Annotated in this window: 19 protein-coding genes; 4 read left to right on the forward strand and 15 right to left on the reverse strand. The window is 70.3% G+C overall.

From position 1 onward, the window contains the following. Window positions 1-12: 12 nt before the first annotated feature. On the reverse strand, window positions 13-669 hold the full coding sequence (gene tsaB / locus ACN20J_RS20425) for a tRNA (adenosine(37)-N6)-threonylcarbamoyltransferase complex dimerization subunit type 1 TsaB (protein ID WP_190231104.1): 657 nt from the start codon (window positions 667-669) through the stop codon (window positions 13-15). Window positions 670-752: 83 nt separating this feature from the next. Here tsaB and ACN20J_RS20430 point away from each other — a divergent pair, with 83 nt between their 5' ends. Then, window positions 753-1334, forward strand: coding sequence for a hypothetical protein (locus ACN20J_RS20430; protein ID WP_373310881.1), 582 nt, complete (start codon window positions 753-755; stop codon window positions 1332-1334). A gap of 555 nt (window positions 1335-1889) precedes the next feature. On the opposite strand, the gene tsaE is transcribed toward ACN20J_RS20430, so the two are convergent. The 10 genes from tsaE to ACN20J_RS20480 form a co-directional block, all read right to left on the reverse strand. Further along, window positions 1890-2441, reverse strand: coding sequence for a tRNA (adenosine(37)-N6)-threonylcarbamoyltransferase complex ATPase subunit type 1 TsaE (gene tsaE / locus ACN20J_RS20435; RefSeq protein WP_189845053.1), 552 nt, complete (start codon window positions 2439-2441; stop codon window positions 1890-1892). Continuing rightward, window positions 2407-3657 (reverse strand): alpha/beta fold hydrolase, encoded by a 1251-nt coding sequence (locus ACN20J_RS20440; protein WP_189845054.1) that lies wholly within the window; start codon window positions 3655-3657, stop codon window positions 2407-2409. The genes tsaE and ACN20J_RS20440 overlap by 35 nt, the downstream gene beginning before the upstream one ends. A 136-nt stretch (window positions 3658-3793) precedes the next feature. Then, on the reverse strand, window positions 3794-4945 hold the full coding sequence (alr, locus tag ACN20J_RS20445) for an alanine racemase (RefSeq protein WP_419666485.1): 1152 nt from the start codon (window positions 4943-4945) through the stop codon (window positions 3794-3796). Window positions 4946-4980: 35 nt separating this feature from the next. Further along, on the reverse strand, window positions 4981-5892 hold the full coding sequence (locus ACN20J_RS20450; protein WP_189845056.1) for a L,D-transpeptidase family protein: 912 nt from the start codon (window positions 5890-5892) through the stop codon (window positions 4981-4983). Window positions 5893-6017: 125 nt separating this feature from the next. Further along, the gene (locus ACN20J_RS20455; protein WP_419668919.1) at window positions 6018-7454 is read right to left on the reverse strand and encodes an NAD(P)H-hydrate dehydratase; all 1437 of its coding nucleotides are present in this window, start codon (window positions 7452-7454) and stop codon (window positions 6018-6020) included. A 453-nt stretch (window positions 7455-7907) separates the two neighbouring features. Further along, window positions 7908-8279: a holo-ACP synthase gene (locus ACN20J_RS20460; RefSeq protein ID WP_190231100.1), complete on the reverse strand. Its 372-nt coding sequence runs from the start codon at window positions 8277-8279 to the stop codon at window positions 7908-7910. 9 nt (window positions 8280-8288) lie between these two features. Further along, window positions 8289-8741 (reverse strand): hypothetical protein, encoded by a 453-nt coding sequence (locus tag ACN20J_RS20465; protein WP_361914097.1) that lies wholly within the window; start codon window positions 8739-8741, stop codon window positions 8289-8291. Window positions 8742-8744: 3 nt separating this feature from the next. Continuing rightward, entirely contained in the window at window positions 8745-9650 is a 906-nt protein-coding gene (locus tag ACN20J_RS20470) for a hypothetical protein (RefSeq protein ID WP_419668920.1), read from the reverse strand. A gap of 187 nt (window positions 9651-9837) precedes the next feature. Next, complete coding sequence (gene glmS / locus ACN20J_RS20475) at window positions 9838-11685, reverse strand: glutamine--fructose-6-phosphate transaminase (isomerizing) (protein WP_419666486.1); 1848 nt, start codon at window positions 11683-11685, stop codon at window positions 9838-9840. Between the two features lie 119 nt (window positions 11686-11804). Continuing rightward, entirely contained in the window at window positions 11805-12056 is a 252-nt protein-coding gene (locus ACN20J_RS20480; protein WP_189845091.1) for a hypothetical protein, read from the reverse strand. 185 nt (window positions 12057-12241) lie between these two features. On the opposite strand from ACN20J_RS20480, the gene coaA reads away from it, so the two are divergent. Both coaA and ACN20J_RS20490 read left to right on the forward strand, forming a co-directional pair. Next, window positions 12242-13231, forward strand: a complete 990-nt coding sequence (coaA, locus tag ACN20J_RS20485) for a type I pantothenate kinase (RefSeq protein WP_361914085.1) — start codon at window positions 12242-12244, stop codon at window positions 13229-13231. Between the two features lie 35 nt (window positions 13232-13266). Continuing rightward, the gene (locus ACN20J_RS20490; protein ID WP_189845060.1) at window positions 13267-14196 is read left to right on the forward strand and encodes a DUF389 domain-containing protein; all 930 of its coding nucleotides are present in this window, start codon (window positions 13267-13269) and stop codon (window positions 14194-14196) included. Between the two features lie 181 nt (window positions 14197-14377). Here ACN20J_RS20490 and glmM read toward each other — a convergent pair whose 3' ends face one another. The 3 genes from glmM to rplM form a co-directional block, all read right to left on the reverse strand. Beyond that, window positions 14378-15736: a phosphoglucosamine mutase gene (gene glmM, locus ACN20J_RS20495; RefSeq protein ID WP_361896189.1), complete on the reverse strand. Its 1359-nt coding sequence runs from the start codon at window positions 15734-15736 to the stop codon at window positions 14378-14380. Window positions 15737-16010: 274 nt separating this feature from the next. Continuing rightward, window positions 16011-16538 (reverse strand): 30S ribosomal protein S9, encoded by a 528-nt coding sequence (gene rpsI, locus ACN20J_RS20500; protein WP_055614905.1) that lies wholly within the window; start codon window positions 16536-16538, stop codon window positions 16011-16013. A 42-nt stretch (window positions 16539-16580) separates the two neighbouring features. Then, window positions 16581-17024, reverse strand: coding sequence for a 50S ribosomal protein L13 (gene rplM, locus ACN20J_RS20505; protein WP_055614906.1), 444 nt, complete (start codon window positions 17022-17024; stop codon window positions 16581-16583). A 648-nt stretch (window positions 17025-17672) separates the two neighbouring features. On the opposite strand from rplM, the gene ACN20J_RS20510 reads away from it, so the two are divergent. After that, window positions 17673-18542 carry a hypothetical protein gene (locus tag ACN20J_RS20510; protein WP_372505577.1) on the forward strand — a complete coding sequence of 290 codons (870 nt, stop codon included), beginning with the start codon at window positions 17673-17675 and terminating at the stop codon, window positions 18540-18542. A gap of 114 nt (window positions 18543-18656) precedes the next feature. Here ACN20J_RS20510 and ACN20J_RS20515 read toward each other — a convergent pair whose 3' ends face one another. Further along, entirely contained in the window at window positions 18657-19409 is a 753-nt protein-coding gene (locus tag ACN20J_RS20515) for a polyprenol monophosphomannose synthase (protein WP_143642837.1), read from the reverse strand. Window positions 19410-19471: the final 62 nt, after the last annotated feature.

Below are 19471 nucleotides of genomic sequence, written 5' to 3' on the forward strand. Positions count from 1 at the left end.
GCACCGCGGTCGTCACTTGGGGGTGACCACCTTGTAGTTCTTGGGCACCTGGGCGTCCGGCCGGCGCAGATAGAGGGGCCGGGGCGCCTCCAGTTCCTCGCCCGCGGCCAGCCGTTCCGCCGCCAGGGACGCGAGCGCGGCAGCCGAGACGTGCTCGGGCTCGCGCGCGTCCGGGAAGGTGTCGGGGTAGAGCAGCGCACCCGCGCCGACGGCGGGCAGCCCGCCGATGTCCAGCTCGCCCGGCCGGTCGACGGCGGGCTCGGTGACCCGGGTGCGCGAGTCGGCGTACCGCGCCCAGTACACCTCTTTGCGCCGGGCGTCGGTGGCCACGACGAAAGGCCCATCGGCAATCGACCTGTCGGCCGCGTAGGCGAGACCGTCGAGCGTGCACAGTCCGTGTACGGGGATGCCGAGCGCGAGCCCGAAGGTGTCGGCGGTCATCAGACCGACGCGCAGCCCGGTGTACGGGCCGGGGCCCACGCCGACAACGATGCCGGTGACCGCGTCGAGCCGCAGCCCGGCCTCGGCGAGCACCCGGTCGACGGCAGGCAGGAGCAACTCCCCGTGCCGGCGCGCGTCCACCTGACTGGAGGCGGCGATGACGGACGTCCCGTCGTGCAGCGCGACGGTGACGGCGGGGGTGGCGGTATCCAGAGCGAGCAAGAGCACGCGAACAGCCTACGGCGCCCGGGCTCGGAGCACGGCCGCCTCAATCCATCCCAGACCTGCTGCTAACGTCACAGAGATCACAAATGCCGTACGAGAGGTGGGCACCCAAGGTGGTTCGGAGCAGCTCGGGAATCGTGGCCGGGCTCACCGCGGCGGCGCTCGCCGCGATCGGCTTCCTCGCCTACCAGGCGTCCGCGGACGTGCCGAGCGGCCTGGGCTCCTCCCGGGCCGCCGACTCCTCGAAGACCGAGGCCGCCAAGGCCCCCCGGGACAGACAGCACCCGACGGCACTGCCCGCCGCGTCGGGCACGGGACGACGGGTCGTCTACTCGGTGGACGACGACCGCGTATGGCTCGTCGGGTCGGGTGACCGGGTCAAGCGCACGTTCAAGGTGACCCCCGGAACGGTGGATCCCGCGCCCGCCGCGTACATCGTCACCTCCCGCTCCGGCAAGATCACCGGCTCCGACGGCGTCGCCGTCGAACACGTCGTCCGCTTCACCAAGGTCTCCGGCGTAGCAATCGGCTTCAGCGCCGCCCTGAACGGCACGACCACCGCCCCCGCCCCCTCCAAGAAGCTGGGCGGCATCCGAGAATCCCGAGAAGACGGCACAGCCATGTGGGAATTCGCCACCATCGGCACAAGGGTCACAGTGATCAAGTAACGCAACACGAGCGCCCCCTCAGGGACGCGGGGAACGGCGCAATCTTTTGCCTTTTCCGGGGCGCGAGGAACGGCGCAGTCTTTGGTCTTTTTCGGGGCGCGGGGAACGGCGCAATCTTGTGGCCTTTAGGGGCGCGAGGAACCGCGCACCCAGCCCCCACCCACCCGCACCCGCCAAACAGACCTACGCCGCACGCCGCCGCGCGTCACCCACCGGCTCAGCCGGAGGAGGAGGCGGCGTAGAAACAACCCGCGCCAACACCCCCGCCGCAAGCAACTCCCGCATGGACACCCCACCCACCCCCGACGGAGTCACCCCCACAGGAACCGACGCCCGCGTCACATCACGTTCAGACGTCGCCATGGCGGCCTCCTATGGGCTCCGGGAGCAGACGTGGTTAGGTAGACCTAACCAACTCCTCCGTCCATGTGAACACGCCGAAGCCGCCCGACGCAACATCTTCCCGACGCCTTGTCGGAATGTTGGGGCGAACCTACGAGGACGGGGCCGGACCAAGCCGGACCAGGCGTGATCGGACGGGTCCGGGCCGCCGGATCAGGCGGAGAGCACGCCGAGCCCGACCGTCGCCCACCGCTCCCCGACCCCGGTCAGCGTGACGTGCCGTACCTCGTCGGTCGTGTCGCCGACGGCCCGGTGGATGAGGACGTGCAGCCGGTCGTCGGCCAGCTCCTCGACCTTGCCCTCGCCCCACTCCACGACGATCACGGAGTCGGACAGCGAGACGTCGAGGTCGAGGTCCTCCATCTCGTCGAGCCCGCCGCCCAGGCGGTACGCGTCCACGTGGACCAGTGGCGGACCGTCGCCGAGGGGCGGGTGCACGCGGGCGATCACGAAGGTCGGCGAGGTGACCGCACCCCGCACGCCGAGCCCTTCGCCGAGCCCGCGGGTCATCGTCGTCTTGCCCGCGCCGAGTTCACCGGTGAGCATCACGAGGTCCCCGGCGCGCAACAACTTGGCGAGCCGACGGCCCAACTCCCGCATCTGTTCGGGTGAGTTGACGGTGATCTCAGTGGTGACGCCGGCCACGGAAGGCTCCGAGGGTCCCGAGGACTCAGCCGGGTTGCGCGGTGCTGCTGGTGCTTCCATAACCACCCACGGTAGCCCCTGCCGGGACGGCTCCGGCGCGGGTGAGGAGGTCGGCAAGCCGGTCTATGACGACCTCCGGGTGCTCCAGCATCACCAGGTGCCCGGCGTCCGGCACGAGCACCAGCTCGGCGTCCGGCAGCAGGTCGGCGATGGCCTCGCTGTGCTCGCTCGGCGTGACGAGGTCCTTGACCCCGGCCAGTACGAGCACGGGCATGTCCGCGAAGTGGGCGAGCGCTTCCGTCTTGTCGTGGTCGGTGAAGGCCGGGTAGAACTCCGCGACCACGTCGATGGGCGTGCCCTCGATCAGCCGCTCCGCGAACCGCGCGACCGCCGGGTCGACGTCCCTGGACGCGAACGAGTACCGCTTGATGATCCCGGCGAACAGATCGGCCGTGGCCCGCCGCCCGCGCTCCACCAGAGCGGCCTGCTGCCCCAGCGCCTTCAGCACTCCGGGGAGCACCCGCCGCACCGCGTTGACGCCCGCGACGGGCAGCCCGAAGTTGACCTCGCCGAGCTTCCCCGACGACGTACCGACGAAGGCGACGCCTGCGACCCGCTCGCGGATCAGGGAGGGGTACTGGTCGGCCAGGGCCATCACCGTCATGCCGCCCATCGAGTGGCCGACGAGGACGAGCCGGCCCTCGGGCGCCGCCGCGTCGATGACGGCCTTCAGGTCGCGGCCGAGCTGGTCGATGGTGACCGGCATGTCGTCCTCGACCTGGGCCACGCCCCGCGCGGAGCGGCCGTGGCTGCGCTGATCCCAGTGGACGGTCCGTACGACACCGCGCAGCGCGGCCCGCTGGAAGTGCCAGGAGTCCTGGCTGAGGCAGTAGCCGTGGCTGAAGACGACGGTGACGGGGGCGGGAGCCTTGCGGCCGAAGAGCCGGCGGCGGCGCGGGGCGAGGGTGGTGTCGGGCTCCACCTCGTCGACCTCGTAGTACAGCTCCGTGCCGTCGTCCGCGACGGCCTTGCCGGGCATGCCGCGCAACGACCCGTACGGACCGGCCGAGTCGAGGGCGAGACGGGCCTTCCTGCGCATGCCCCGGCCCACCGTGAGCCGCTCTATGGCGACTCCGGCGGCGGCACCCGCGGCGACCACGCCTATCGCGGCACCGGCGATCCCGGCCCTGCGCCAGTTCGCACCCCCCGCCGCGGAGACGGCCGAGGCGGCGGCCGTGGCCGCTTCCACGGCGGCCTCCGCGCTGCTCTCGCTCACGTACCGCTCCTCTTCGCCGGGGCGCTGCCCATGTCCACTGTCGGTGCTGCTGGTGTCGGTGCTGCCGGTGTCACTGTTCCTGCCGGTCGTGCTGTTCCTGCTGGTTGCCGCGATGCCGTGCCCGGCATCTATGCGGTTACCCCGCTTGTTCGCTATTCACGTAAACGCGCGGCACCCGGGTTCCGATCCGGGTGACGATTTCGTAGGCGATCGTGCCGACCGCCTGGGCCCAGTCCTCGGCGGTGGGTTCACCGTGGTCACCGGGGCCGAAGAGGACCACGCGCTCGCCGACCGGTGGCTCGTCCCCGCCGAGGTCGACCGCGAACTGGTCCATCGCGACCCGCCCCGCGACCGTCCGCCACTTGCCGGCGACCAGAACGGGGCCGGTGCCGGAGGCGTGGCGCGGGATGCCGTCCGCGTACCCGACGGGCACCAGGCCGAGGGTCGTGTCGCCCGCCGTCACGTAGTGGTGTCCGTAACTGACGCCGTGCCCCGCCGGTACGTGCTTCACCAGGGCCAGCGACGCCGACAGGGTCATCACCGGGCGCAGCCCGAGGTCGGCCGGAGTGCCCAGCTCGGGGCTGGGCGACACGCCGTACACCGCGATCCCGGTCCGTACGAGGTCGAAGTGGCTCTCCGGGAGCGTGAGCGTGGCGGGCGAGTTGGCGATGTGCCGGACCTCGGGGCACACGCCCTGCCCCTCGGCGTACGCCAGCATCTCGCGGAAGCAGGTGAGCTGGGCCTGGATGGAGGGATGGCCGGGCTCGTCGGCGCAGGCGAAGTGGGACCACAGACCGGTGACCCGGACGAGCCCCTCGGCCTCGGCGCGCAGGGCCTCGGCGACGAGCTCGGGCCAGTCGGCCGGCTGGCAGCCGTTCCGCCCGAGCCCGGTGTCGGCCTTGAGCTGGACCCGAGCGGTCCGACCGGACGCACGCGCGGCCTCCACGGCCTCCCGCAGCGCCCACACCCCGCTGATCCCCAGGTCCAGATCGGCCTCGACGGCCGCCCGCCAGGGTCCGCCGGGGACCCACAACCAGCACATGATCCGCCCGTCGAGACCGGCCGCGCGCAGGGCGAGGGCCTCCTCGGGCGTGGCCGTGCCCAGCCAGGTCGCGCCGGCGTCCAGGGCCGCGCGGGCGCACGGGAGCGCCCCGTGTCCGTACGCGTCGGACTTGACCACCGCCATGAGGGCGGCGGTCGGCGCCTGGGCGCGCAGAGCCCGCACATTGGCCCGCAGTGCGGCCAGGTCGATCTCGGCGCGGGCCCGCGCGGGTGCAGTTTCAGTCATCGCGCCCAGTGTCTCAGAGGGGTCGGACACAGCCCTCAGGTACCGGGCCTGCGGCCCCACACGTACACGCTGTCACCCTTGTAGAGCACGCCCCACAGCGTGCGGGCGTCGGCGATCCGCATGTTCACGCAGCCCATCGAGCCGGGCGGGTTGTAGACGCTGCCATAGATGCCGTGGAAGGCCTGGCCGCCGCTGAAGAACTGGCTGTACGGCATGGGGGTGTTGTACAGCGTCGACCAGTGGTTCTTGTGCTTCCAGTAGACCTTGTGCCAGCCGGCCCTGGTCCGGTACCCGGCCTTGCCGCTGCGGATCGGCACCGGCCCGAACAGCACCTTCGTGCCCTTCTGCACCCAGGTCAGCTGCCGGGTGAGGTCGACACAGGCGACCCGGTAGGCCCGTACGGGACAGTTCCCCGCGGCGTTCGGGTATTTCGCGGCCGACAGGAGCTGCATCTTCGCCCAGGTCACGGGCCCGGCGAAGCCGCTGTCGGGCCGGATCCCGTATCTGACCTGAAAGGCCCGGATGGCCCGGCAGTCGTTCGCCGACTGCTTCCCGTCCACCCTGAGCCGCAGCCACCGCTCGACCTGCCGCTGGTACGGCCCGGTCTGCTTGCTGCACGCCACGACCCCGGACTGCCGCTCCACGGCGTCGCTCAGCGGTACGTACTCGATCAGCTCGTCGCTCTCCGCGTCGGCGTCGGCCGGCTCGTCGGCGTCCTCCTCGGCGGTCGGCGTGTAGACCTTCGGGGCCAGCGCCTGGTCGGGAGTGTCCAGGTGCCAGGGCTGGGACGGCCCAGGGGGCACCCCGGGCACCAGCTCGCTCAGCGGCGCGGGGACCTCGGGGGCACGGGGGACGCCGGGGGCGGGCGGAGGCTCCGCGACGGCCCCCGGCACGGACAGCGCCGTGATGACGGCGACCAACACGGCAACGGTTCTCTGACGGACCATGCCCCCAGCGAAACCCCCGGGACGGCGCACGGGGTTCAGCCGCGCGGAAGGGTCGCCCGTTGTGCGCACGCGGACGGGGGACCGGGGCCCCGCCGCGCGGCGGGGCCCAGAGGGGTGGGAGCGGCTCAGCCCTCCATGACGTCCCGCCAGGCCTCCCGTACCGCGTCGGCCACGTCGTACGCCCCCACGGGCGCCCCGTCCGCCGCGAACCGCCCGGCCAGCCCGTGGAGATACGCCCCCACGCTGCCGGCGTCCCGCGCCCCGAGCCCGGCGGCGAGCAGCGACCCGGTCAGCCCCGACAGCACGTCCCCGCTCCCGGCGGTGGCGAGCCAGGCGGTGCCGGTGGGATTCACGCGCACAGCCCCACCGCCGGGCTCGGCCACCAGGGTGGTGGACCCCTTGAGCAGCACGGTCGCCCCGTACGCCGCCGCGAGTTCCCGTACGGAGGTCAGCCGCGCCCCTTCGACCTCGTCCCGCGAGACACCGAGCAGCGCGGCGGCCTCACCGGCGTGCGGCGTCAGCAAGGTGGGCGCGGTGCGGGCCCGTACGACATCGCGCTCCGCGAGCCGCAGTCCGTCCGCGTCCACGAGGACCGGCACGTCGGCCCTCAGCACGGCCGCCACGGAATCGGCGTCGTCGCCGACCCCCGGCCCCGCGACCCAGGCCTGCACGCGCCCGGCCCGCTCGGGCGACCCCGCCGACACCAAGGTCTCCGGGAACCGCGCGATCACCGCGTCCCCCGCGGGCCCGACGTACCGTACGGCTCCGGCCCCGCCCCGCAGCGCCCCGGCGACGGCCAGCACGGCCGCGCCGGGATATCGGGCGGACCCGGCCACGATCCCCACGACCCCGCGCCGGTACTTGTCGCTCTCGGCGCCGGGCACGGGCAGAAGCGCGGCCACGTCGGCGTGCTGCAGGGCCTCCAACTCGGCCTCGTCGGGCAGCGAGAGCCCGATGTCGACGAGCCGCACGGACCCGGCGTACTCCTTCGCGGGGTCGACCAGCAGCCCGGGCTTGTGCGTCCCGAAGGTCACGGTCAGATCGGCCCGCACGGCGGCGCCCCGCACTTCCCCGGTGTCGGCCTCGACGCCGCTGGGCAGGTCTACGGCCACGACGGCGGCGCGGGACTCGCGGGCCAGGTCCGCGAGGGGGGCGGCATCCGGCCGCAGGCCCCCCTTCCCCCCGATCCCCACGATGCCGTCGACGACGAGGTCGGCGCGACGGATCGGTTCCGCCGCCGCGTCCGACCCGGGCACGATCGTGCCGCCGGCCCGGCGCAGCGCCGCGAGCCCATCGCTGTGGGTCCTATCGGGCGCGAGCAGGACGGCTACGACGCCTGCGCCGCGGCGGGCCAGCCGGGCCCCGGCGTAGAGGGCGTCGCCGCCGTTGTCGCCGCTGCCGACCAGCAGGACGACCCGACTGCCGTACACCCGCCCCAGCAACTCGGCACAGGCCGCGGCCAGCCCGGCCGCCGCCCGCTGCATCAGGGCCCCCTCCGGAAGCCGCCCCATCAACTCCCGCTCCGCCGCCCTGACCGTCTCAACCGTGTACGCGATCCGCATACCCCGAGTCTCCCCCACGGGGCCCTCCGGGGGTTGGCGGTGACGTGGTGCGGGTCTGCTGGTGCTGGCCGCGCAGTTCCTCGCGCCCCTAAAAGACTGCGCAGTTCCCCGCGCCCCTGGGTGGGTGGGGGTTGCGGCACGCCTTCCGGGTGCGGGGCCGCGTCGGAATGTCCGCCCGCAGCGCAAGACGCAAGCCACGTCGCCCCGGTGGCCGCCTCCCCTTGTCGTCGTAAGCTGCGGCCACACATCCCGCCACGTCCCCTCCGGCCATCCCCCGTCAGGGGCGCGGGGTACGACCGGAGGGGATGTGACGGACGGGCACGCGGCGAACAGACCTCGGCCACCGGGGTCTTTAGGGGCGCGGGGAACTGCGCGGGCAACCGAGGTCGGCCGCACGTGGTGAACAACCTCAGACACCGGCATCTTCAGGGGCGCGGGGAACTGCGCAATCTTTTACCCCTCCGCCACCACCACCGCAGAAGCCACCCCCGCATCATGGCTCAACGACACATGCCACGCCCGAACCCCCAGCTCAGCAGCCCGCGCAGCAACGGTCCCCGTAACCCGCAGCCGAGGCTGACCACTCCCCTCGACATAGACCTCCGCATCGGTCCACCGCAGACCACCCGGCGCGCCCAGCGCCTTGGCCAGCGCCTCCTTAGCGGCGAAGCGAGCGGCAAGGGAGGCGACCCCCCTGCGCTCCCCACTCGGCAGCAGCAACTCGCTCTCCAGAAACAGCCGTTCGGCCATCCCGGGCGTCCGCTGCAGCGACGCCGCGAACCGGTCGATCTCAGCCACGTCGATTCCGACCCCGATGATGCTCATCAGGGCACCCTATTCCCGGTCAAGCTCCGCACCCGCCCTGAACAGGTCCTCCGCTCGCTCGACCGTTCCGGCCCGGTCGAGCCAGTCGTCGAGGCGAACGTGGTCCGTACAAGTGGTGATGCGCTCGCGGACAACGTCGGAGATGGAGAGCAGCCGTACTTCCAGCACGGCCAGAGTTCCCTTGGCCAGCCCCTGCGCCAGCCCTGCGGCATACCCTGAGGCCCACGACTCGGCGTAATAGCCGGGCACCCACTTCTCGATCTTGCCCCGCAGATACGCGACCTCCCCGGGAGACAGGCCCTCCCGCTTGATGATCTCCTTGAACCTTGTGTGGAGTTCGGCCATGGCCTTCTCAGGCTGAAGTCCAAAGGCCATGGCCGCCGCGAGCGACATGGCAATGCCTGAGACTTCCTCCTGCAGCTCCGGGTTCAGGCTCTGCCGATTGTCTTGCAGGTCTGTCAACGCTCAGGCCTGTTCCGGACTGACCCCCGGAACGGCCGGGTCCTCGGCGAACAGGTCCTCGACCGCAGCGGCTGTCCATGAGCGGTCGACCCAGAGGGCAAGGGTGTCGAGATCAGCGCACGAGGTGATGCGCTCCCGAGTGTCCTCGGGAACGGGGATGCCGCGCTTTTCCAGGACGCTCAGGATCATCGAGACGCGCTCTTCGATCTGGCCTTCGGCCCTGCCTTCGAGATAGGCCGTCTCACGGACCGTCCCCCGGCCGGGGAAGTAGCTGACGAACGACATGATTCCCTTCCATTCCTCTCCGGCTGGGGTGTTCCCCAGGTTGATTTCCAGGAACTCGAAAAAGTACCCGGCGGTCTCCGGGTCCGTTTCCTGGAGTTCTTGGAGGGCGCTGCCGATCGCCTCCAGTATGGCGCCGCACTCGGCGCTGCGGGCGTGTGCAAGGGCTGACAGCGCGGCCAGTGCGAGGTTCTTCGCCACGGTCCTGACGTCGGTGATCACTGGCAGGTTGTCAGGCCCTGCGACCAGCGGGTAGGTCCGCTGCGCAGTCCAGCCACGCGCGCCGCAGTCGAACGGACCGGCCGCCCACTTGGCCGTACCCCTGTCCTGACACACCACCAGAAGCAGCACGGGCAGGCCGTACTTCGCCTGGAGGTACGCGATGTAGTACCCCCAACTCGCCTCCTTGCCCGGGACCCTCTTCGACTGCGCCTCGATGGCGAGCAGGAAGTCCTCGCCGTCGGACGGGCCAATGCGCAGCACCGTGTCCACGCGTCGCTCCAGCGGCCGAGTCTCCGTCACGTCTGTCGTGACAGCGTCCACAGTCACCTTGGCAGGTAATGGAACGTCCAGTACCCCGAACACGGGAGCCAGGATCTCGGGCCGCTCCTGGAAGATCCGGTGCATGCCCTCGTGAGCAGATGTGACCATGTGCGCAACCTTGGTGGCGTCAGAGGCCGAAGATCCGGACGATAGGGATGCGTTCACCCATTCGAGCGGCGACGAAACGTTCACGCTGTCGAAGTCAGCTCGCACCATCCACGGGCTGGCGAGAGAGCTGTGAGGCACCTGTGGACAACTGGCGGAAGTCGCCCTACTCCACCGTCACCGACTTCGCCAGGTTCCGAGGCTGATCCACCTCGTTGCCCCGAGCCGTGGCCAGCTCGCACGCGAACACCTGCAACGGCACAGTCGCCACCAGCGGCTGAAGCAACGTCGGCGTGGCCGGGATCCGGATCAGGTGATCGGCGTACGGGACGACCGCCTCGTCCCCCTCCTCCGCGATCACGATCGTCCGCGCCCCCCGCGCCCGGATCTCCTGGATGTTCGACACGATCTTGTCGTGCAGGACCGATCGTCCCCGGGGTGAGGGCACGACAACCACCACCGGCAGATCCTCCTCGATCAGAGCGATCGGCCCGTGCTTCAGCTCACCCGCCGCGAAGCCCTCGGCGTGCATGTAGGCGAGCTCCTTGAGCTTGAGGGCGCCCTCCAGAGCGACCGGATACCCCACGTGCCGCCCCAGGAAGAGCACGGTGTTCTTCCCGGCCAGCGACCGGGCCAGCTCCCGCACCGGCTCCATGGTCTCCAGCACCCGTTCGACCTCGCAGGAGATCCGGGACAGGTCACGCACCACGGCCTGGATCTCGTCGCCCCACTTCGTCCCGCGCACCTGGCCCAGGTACAAAGCCACCAGATAGCAGGCCACGAGCTGCGTCAGGAACGCCTTGGTCGAGGCGACCGCGACCTCCGGCCCCGCGTGCGTGTAGAGAACGGCGTCCGACTCCCGGGGAATCGTCGACCCGTTCGTGTTGCAGACGGCCAGGACCCTGGCCCCCTGCTCCCGCGCGTGCCGCAGCGCCATCAGCGTGTCCATGGTCTCGCCGGACTGCGAGATGGCGATCACCAGGGTCCGGGCGTCCAGGATCGGGTCCCGGTAGCGGAACTCGCTCGCGAGCTCCACCTCGCAGGGAATCCGGGTCCAGTGCTCGATGGCGTACTTGGCGATCAGCCCGGCGTGGAAGGCGGTCCCGCACGCCACGACCACGACCTTGTCGACCTCCCGCAGCTCGCTCGGGGAGATCCGGACCTCGTCGAGCGAGAGCGACCCGCTCGCGTCGATGCGCCCGAGCAGCGTGTCGGCGACGGCCTTCGGCTGCTCGGCGATCTCCTTGAGCATGAAGTAGTCGTAGCCGCCCTTCTCGGCGGCGGAGACGTCCCAGTCGACGTGGAACGACCGCACCTCGGCGGGCCGCCCGTCGAACCCGGTGACGCTCACGCCGTCCCGCCGCAGCTCGACCACCTGGTCCTGCCCGAGCTCGATGGCGGACCGGGTGTACGCGATGAACGCGGCGACATCGGAGGCGAGGAAGGCCTCGCCCTCCCCGACCCCGACCACCAGCGGTGAGTTGCGCCGCGCGCCCACGACCACGTCCGGCTCGTCGGCGTGCGCGGCGACCAGCGTGAAGGCGCCCTCCAGCCGTCGGCACACCAGCCGCATGGCCTCGGCGAGATCGGCGCACGCGGAGAACTCCTCGGCGAGCAGATGCGCGACGACCTCGGTGTCGGTCTCGGAGGTCAGCTCGTGCCCCCGCTCCGCCAGCTCGGCGCGCAGGGCGGCGAAGTTCTCGATGATGCCGTTGTGGACGACGGCGACCCGTCCCGCGTTGTCGAGATGCGGGTGCGCGTTCGCGTCGGTCGGCCCTCCGTGAGTGGCCCACCGCGTATGGCCGATGCCCGTTGACCCGGTCGGCAACGGCCGCTCGACCAGCTCCTTCTCCAGGTTGGCGAGCTTCCCGGCCTTCTTCGCGGCGGCCATCCCGCCGTCCGCGGGCACCGCGACGCCCGCCGAGTCGTAACCCCGGTACTCCAGCCGCTTCAGTCCGGCCACCACCACATCGAGCGCCGACTGCGACCCCACGTATCCCACGATTCCGCACATGGCGGCAGCCTAGATGCCGACGCCCGCCCCGCCCCGGCACCGCGTGCCCGATATCGGAAATTGCCGCCCGGAGGGCCCGGGGCGCTCGGAGCCCCCTGAGCGCCCTGCTCCCCTGTTCCCTACTCCCCGCGCTCGATCCGGTCGATCGCCTCCTGGACCATCCCCAGGTACTCGACCTCCTCGCAGCGCGGCTTGCTGCCCATCTCGTAGAGGTCGATGCAGTCGTAGAGGTACTCCCCCAGGTCCTCGTCCGGCAGGTCGACGGACAGCTCGCTGCAGACCCGGCCCTCGTGCTCCGCCGACGGGACGGCCCCGACCGCCGGACCCGGTCTGCGTCTGCCGAATCCACGCACGCGGAAACGCACGGCCATGACGACCACCCCAACCCCCGAGAACACCGGAAGGCGGCTCGCTCCCGGATGGGCGGACGCTATCCCCGTACGAGCGGGCGGTCCAGACTTCCGGACGCACCCGGGACCCACCCGGACGCGTGTAGAACGCACCGACGTGACGGACTCCACCCGCCACCCTGTTCAAACTCCCGTAACAATGAACTGTGATCTCACCGGTCTCCTCGTTGCCGCGGAGCGCCCACCGGCCCAGGCCGGAGGCGACTCCCTACCTCGACCTCACCCGCTCGGAATGGAGCGCGCTGCGTGAGAAGACGCCGCTTCCGCTGACCGCCGAGGAGGTGGAGAAGCTGCGCGGCCTGGGCGATGTCATCGACCTCGACGAGGTGCGGGACATCTATCTGCCGCTCTCCCGGCTCCTCAACCTCTACGTGGGTGCGACCGACGGCCTGCGCGGCGCCCTGAACACGTTCCTCGGCGAGAAGGGCTCCCAGTCCGGTACGCCGTTCGTGATAGGCGTCGCGGGCTCGGTCGCCGTCGGCAAGTCCACCGTCGCGCGCCTCCTCCAGGCGCTGCTGTCCCGCTGGCCCGAGCACCCGCGCGTCGAGCTGGTCACCACGGACGGCTTCCTGCTGCCCACCAAGGAGCTCCAGGCCCGCGGTCTGATGTCGAGGAAGGGCTTCCCCGAGTCGTACGACCGCCGGGCGCTGACCCGTTTCGTCGCGGACATCAAGGCGGGCAAGGACGAGGTGACGGCCCCCGTCTACTCGCACCTCATCTACGACATCGTCCCCGGCAGGCGGCTCACCGTCCGCCGCCCGGACATCCTGATCGTCGAGGGCCTGAACGTCCTGCAGCCCGCCCTGCCCGGCAAGGACGGCCGCACCCGCGTCGGCCTCGCCGACTACTTCGACTTCAGCGTGTACGTGGACGCGCGGGCCGAGGACATCGAGGCCTGGTACCTCAACCGCTTCCGCAAGCTGCGCGCCACCGCCTTCCAGAACCCTTCCTCGTACTTCCGCAAGTACACGCAGGTCTCCGAGGAGGAGGCCCTCGACTACGCGCGGACGACCTGGCGGACCATCAACAAGGTCAACCTCCTGGAGAACGTGGCCCCGACCCGTGGCCGCGCCACCCTCGTCGTCCGCAAGGGCCCGGACCACAAGGTCCAGAGGCTGAGCCTGCGCAAGCTGTAACCAGAGGTTTCCCCTCTGCGGCTACTCTGCGTCGCATGCTGCATCTCCGCCTGATCACCCCGGCCGACAGAACCGACGCCGTGGTCCGCCTGATCGAGGACACGGTCGGCACCACGCACCTCGCGGTCGTACCGGGTGCCGCCCGCAACCCCGCGGGCGACATCGTCATGGTCGACGTGGCGCGCGAGGCCGGCGACGAACTCATCGGCGGGCTGCGCGAGTTGGAGATCGACACGCACGGTTCGATCGCCGTCGAGAACATCGACCTGTCGCTGTCGGAGCGCGCCGACAAGGCGGCGGACGACGCCCCCGGCGAGGGCGCGGACGCGGTCCTGTGGGAGCACCTGGCGGACGCGACGCACGAGGAGTCGACGCTCTCGTTCACGTACATCGCCTTCATCACCCTCGCCACGATGATCGCGGCCTGCGGTGTGGTCCTCGACAACGCGATCCTGATCGTGGGCGCGATGGCGGTGGGCCCGGAGTTCGGCCCGCTGGCCGGCTTCAGCACGGCCCTGGTCCAGCGTCACCCGCGCCTGGCGCTGCGCTCCCTGATCGCGCTGCTGGTGGGCTTCGCGGTGGCGATGGCGGTGACGGTCGGCTTCAGCCTCTTCATGGACGGCCTCGGCCTGTTCAGCGAGGCCCAGTTGGAGGGCGACCGCCCCAACACCGCCTTCGTCTACGCCCCCGACGCGTTCTCGTTCGTCGTGGCGGTCCTCGCGGGCATCGCCGGCACCCTCTCCCTGACCTCGGCCAAGTCGGGCCTCCTGGTCGGCGTGGCCATCTCCGTCACCACGGTCCCGGCCGCCGCCAACGCGGCCGTGGCCCTCAGCTACGGAGACACCACCCAAACCATCGGCTCCACCAACCAGCTCCTACTGAACCTCCTGGGCATCGTCCTCGCGGGCACGCTGACCCTCCTGGCCCAGAAGTGGGCCTGGTCAAGGCAGAGGGCACGCACCTAAGGGGCGCGGGGAACGGCGCAGTCTTTTGCCTTTAGGGGCGCGAGGAACCGCGCACCTTCCAGGGGCGCGGGGAACGGCGCAGGCTTTCGCTTTTAGGGGCGCGAGGAACCGCGCAGTCCAGCCACAACCAACCCGCACCCCGCAACGAACGGCTCCCCCCACCCCCTGGGCAGCCCAAAAATCACCCCAGCGCAGACTTCACCGCATCAGCAAGCCGCCCCGCCACAGACCGAGCCTGATCAATATCCGCCGCCTCAACCATCACCCGAACCAACGGCTCGGTCCCGGAAGGCCGCAACAACACCCGCCCCGTGGCCCCGAGTTCCCGCTCGGCCTCGGCAACGGCCGAGGCCAGTTCCGCGGACGTCCCCACCCGGGACCGGTCGACATCAGGCACGTTGATGAGAACCTGCGGCAACCGCTCCATCACGGACGCGAGTTCCCGAAGCGTACGACCGGTCTGAGCGACCCGAGCCGCGAGCAGCAGCCCTGTCAACGTCCCGTCGCCCGTGGTCGCGTGGTCAAGGATGATCACGTGCCCGGACTGCTCGCCGCCGAGCGCGTACCCGTGCTCCTTCATCTCCTCCAGCACGTACCGGTCCCCGACCCCGGTCTGCACGAGGGACAGCCCCTCCCGCTCCATGGCCAGCTTGAACCCGAGGTTCGACATGACCGTGGCGACGACGGTGTCGGACCGCAGCTCGGAACGCTCCCGCATCGCGAGCGCGAGGACCGCGAGGATCTGGTCGCCGTCGACCTCGGCACCCGTGTGGTCCACGGCGAGGCACCGGTCGGCGTCACCGTCGTGCGCGATACCGAGAGCGGCACCGTGCTCGATGACGGCGGCCTTGAGCAGGCCGAGGTGGGTGGAACCGCACCCGTCGTTGATGTTGAGCCCGTCCGGGTCGGCGCCGATCGTGACGATCTCGGCGCCTGCGCGGGTGAAGGCCTCGGGCGAGACCCGGGCGGCAGCGCCGTGCGCCTCGTCCAGGACGACCTTCAGACCGTCCAGACGGTTCGGAACGGCCGTGAGGAGATGGGCGACGTACTGGTCGAAGCCCTCCTCGTACGAGCGGACGCGGCCGACGCCCGAACCGGTGGGCCGGTCCCAGGGAGCGCCGGTGCGGTGCTCCTCGTAGACGGCCTCGATCCGGTCCTCCAGCTCGTCGGCGAGCTTGTGTCCGCCGCGGGCGAAGAACTTGATGCCGTTGTCCGGCATGGCGTTGTGGCTGGCGGAGAGCATCACACCGAGGTCCGCGCCGAGCGCACCGGTGAGATACGCGACCGCGGGGGTCGGCAGGACGCCGACGCGCAGGACGTCCACGCCCGCGCTGGCGAGGCCCGCGACCACGGCGGCCTCCAGGAACTCCCCGGACGCTCGCGGGTCCCGTCCGACGACCGCCGTCGGCCGGTGGCCTTCGAAGGTTCCCGCTTCGGCCAGTACGTGCGCCGCCGCCACGGAGAGGCCGAGCGTGAGCTCGGCCGTCAGATCCGCGTTGGCGACACCACGTACGCCGTCCGTCCCGAAGAGTCGTCCCACTGGTGTCCTCCGAACTTGCTCAGGTACTCAGGCTTACTCAGAAACGTGCGGCTCGGGCCAGGGGTCCGGCTGCGGCCCTTGTCAGGGTCCGGCTACGACCCCTGTCAGGTATATCCCCCGGACCTGTATATCTCCCAGGTCCGTCGCAAGGCTGCCGCCTTGCAGGCCTTCTCAAGGCAGACTTCCGGACCTGTTCCAAGGTTGTGGTAAACGAACGCCCCGGCGGCACAGAACGTGCCGCCGGGGCGTTTCGTGCAAAACAGCAGAGCGGTATTTAGCGCTTGCTGTACTGCGGGGCCTTACGGGCCTTCTTGAGACCGGCCTTCTTGCGCTCGACCGCACGGTCGTCACGCTTGAGGAATCCGGCCTTCTTCAGGGCGCCGCGGTTGTTGTCCACGTCCGCCTCGTTCAGGGCGCGGGCCACGCCGAGGCGCAGGGCACCGGCCTGACCGGAGACGCCGCCACCCGAGATGCGGGCGACAACGTCGTAGCGGTCGTCGAGCTCGAGCACCTTGAAGGGCTCGTTGACTTCCTGCTGGTGCACCTTGTTGGGGAAGTAGTCCTCAAGGGTGCGACCGTTGATCTTCCACTTGCCGGAGCCCGGGACGATCCGGACACGGGCGATGGCGTTCTTGCGACGGCCCAGGCCGGCGGCCGGCTGCGGGTCGCCGAAGCGGCCGGCGAGGGACTCCGAGGTGTACTCGCCCTCGACGGGCACCTCGGACTCGGTGGTGTACTGCTCGACGTCGACGAGCTCGGTCTCAGTCTCTTCGACCGGCTGCTCAACGGTGGTCTCGGCCACGATTCTCCTCAGATTCTTTTTCGTCTTAGGGGGTGGCCGGAACTACTGCGCGACCTGGGTGATCTCGAACGGCACCGGCTGCTGGGCAGCGTGCGGGTGCTGGTCGCCCGAGTAGACCTTCAGCTTCGAGAGCACCTGACGGCCCAGGGTGTTCTTGGGGATCATGCCCTTGATGGCCTTCTCGACGGCCTTCTCGGGGTTCTTCGCCAGCAGCTCGTCGTAACGGACGGAGCGCAGACCACCCGGGTAACCGGAGTGGCGGTACGCCAGCTTCTGGGTCTTCTTGTTGCCGGAGAGGTGCACCTTGTCGGCGTTGATGATGATGACGAAGTCACCAGCGTCGACGTGGGGGGCGTAGATCGGCTTGTGCTTGCCCCGGAGGATGTTCGCGGCGGTGGTCGCCAGACGGCCCAGGACGACATCCTGAGCGTCAATGACATACCACTGGCGAGTGATGTCGCCGGGCTTGGGGCTAAACGTACGCACTTCGTAGCCTTCGCTTCTTCAGTGGATGGGTCCTGACACATGGCATCACTGAAGCGATCGTGCAGCTGGGGACGACAGTGCCGGGGACGCTGCCCGTATGCCGCCCACTGGTAACTGCTCCAGGGAACCTACGTAAGGGCCTCTCGCGTGAGAACGACCAAGCCGATACGCATAACGAAAGGCAAGAGTACTCGCGCCGCCCCACAAGGGTCAAAACGAGTGACCCGGCCCGTCCTCCACCCACCCGGACCGGCCCCCACCCGCCCCACGCGCGACGCCCGGCCACACCCCCCGTGTCTGAGCCCGCTGCGCCCGCCCCCTCAGCCGTGGGCACGCAAAAAAGGTGGGCACGCAAAAAAGAACGTGCGGATCGTCATACGGGGATCCACCGCCGAGCCCGCCGGGCACAGGCCTCCGCGGCCCGTACGACGACGGCGTCGCCGATACCCCCACCCCGTGTATGCAGGGACGTCTCGACCGCACCGGCACCGAGCACACCCCCCGGAACGACCCACGCGTGCCAGGACGCGGCTCGTACCAACCACCCCGAGATACCCCCTTTGGCCTCATTCACGCTTGACAGGTCAGGGGTTCCGGTGGTGCCGGAGACGGACCAGCACACCCCATGTCCCGTCTAAGATGCGCCCCATGAGCTTTGGGCAGGGGGGACCCTCGTGGGGTTCCGGGGGATCAGGTTCTCAACCGCCGCAGTGGGGCGGTCAGTCACCCGACTGGGCGGCGCTGGCCGAGGCGTCCGAAACGCGCAACCGGCGGCGCAGATGGCTGCTGATCGGCGGAGGCGCGCTCGCCACGGTCGCGGTCGGCACGGCCGTCGCCATGGCCGTGGTCTCGGCGGACGGCAACGAACAGGCGTCGAACAGGCCTGCCTCCGAGCTGCCCACGTCCGCGGCCATCCCGTCGGACACCACGGGCACCGGCCCGTCCTTCGCGGAGACCTCGGCGCCGCCGCCGCTGGATCCGAAGGACTTCATAGGCAACGTCAAGAAGGACACCGCACCGCTCGCCCCGGACCTCCTCTTCCCGGGTACGCAGCTGACGATGGGCGAGACCGTCTACAAGAAGGGCGCGATGGCGTCCACGAAGAACTGCGCGTCGGCCGCCCAGGGCACGCTCGGCCCGGTTCTCACCAAGAACGACTGCACCCGCTTCATGCGCGTCACGTACACGAAGGACGGGATCGCGGTGACGGTGGGCGTGGCCGTCTTCGACGCCGAGGGCCAGGCCCTCAAGGCGAAGAACGACGCCGACGACAAGAGCGTCGTCCAGTCCCTCTCCGGCGAGGGTGTCCCCACCTTCTGCCGCTCGGCGATCTGCCGCTCGACCACCAACTCGTACGGCCGCTACACGTACTTCACGGTCGCCGGTTTCACCAACGGCAAGGACGTGACCCAGAAGGACTCCAAGGTCTTCACCACCGGCGACGACCTGGCCGAGTTCACCTTCCGGCAGATCCACCGCCGCGGCGAGTCCCAGGCCTCCGCGGCCGCCAACCAGTAGACCGCGCCAGTAGACATCGTTCGACCGGCGGAACGGCCGCCGGAGAACAGAACGGCGGCCCGCCCCCCGGCAGGCCGCCGTCCCCGTTTCTGCTCGCCTACTGCTGCTGCTTGCTCACTTGTGCTTGAGCCGCAGCTTCACCGGCACCACGGCCGACTCCAGCTGCGTACGCAGGGTCATCTTCGAGACGCCCTCGGTCCGCTCCTCGAAGCGGATCGGGATCTCGACGGCCGCGTGACCGGCGCGTACGGCCTTGAACTTGAGCTCGACCTGGAAGCTGTAGCCGGCGCTGTCCAGGGAGTGCAGGTCGACGTCGCGCAGGGTCTGCGCCGACCACAGGTTGAAGCCCGCCGTGATGTCACGGATCTTCGTGCCGAGCACCGTACGCGCGTAGCGGTTGGCGAAGCGGGACAGCAGCACGCGGTGCGCGCCCCAGTCGTCGTCGAGCTGGCCGCCCTCGACGTACCGGCTGCCGATGACCAGGCCGACGCCCGAGGCCACGGCGGTGCCGAGCATCCGTGGGACCGCTTCCACGGGGTGGCTGCCATCGGCGTCCATCTGCACGACGTACTGCGCGCCCTCGTCGACGGCGGCGCTCATGCCGGCGACGTACGCACGCCCCAGGCCGTCCTTCTCGGTCCGGTGCAGCACGCTCATCCGGCGCCGCCCGTCCCAGTTGTACTTCTCCGCCAGCTCCTCGGCGATCCGTCCTGTACCATCCGGACTAGAGTCGTCCACTATCTTCAAGTGGAGCCCGTTCAGCGGCAGTTGAAGCACAGCCTCGGCCATTCTCGGCAGATTGGCAGCTTCGTTGTACGTAGGCATCACCACGGTGACAGCCACGTCCGCCCCCACGTCGTACGACATCTCTTTCCCTCCCCTTTTCTCTGTTTGCCCCCCACCGGACGCGGGACTCGGCCCGCGTCCGG

The sequence above is a fragment of the Streptomyces sp. 2-1 genome (assembly GCF_048564895.1).
Lineage (GTDB): Bacteria > Actinomycetota > Actinomycetes > Streptomycetales > Streptomycetaceae > Streptomyces > Streptomyces phaeochromogenes.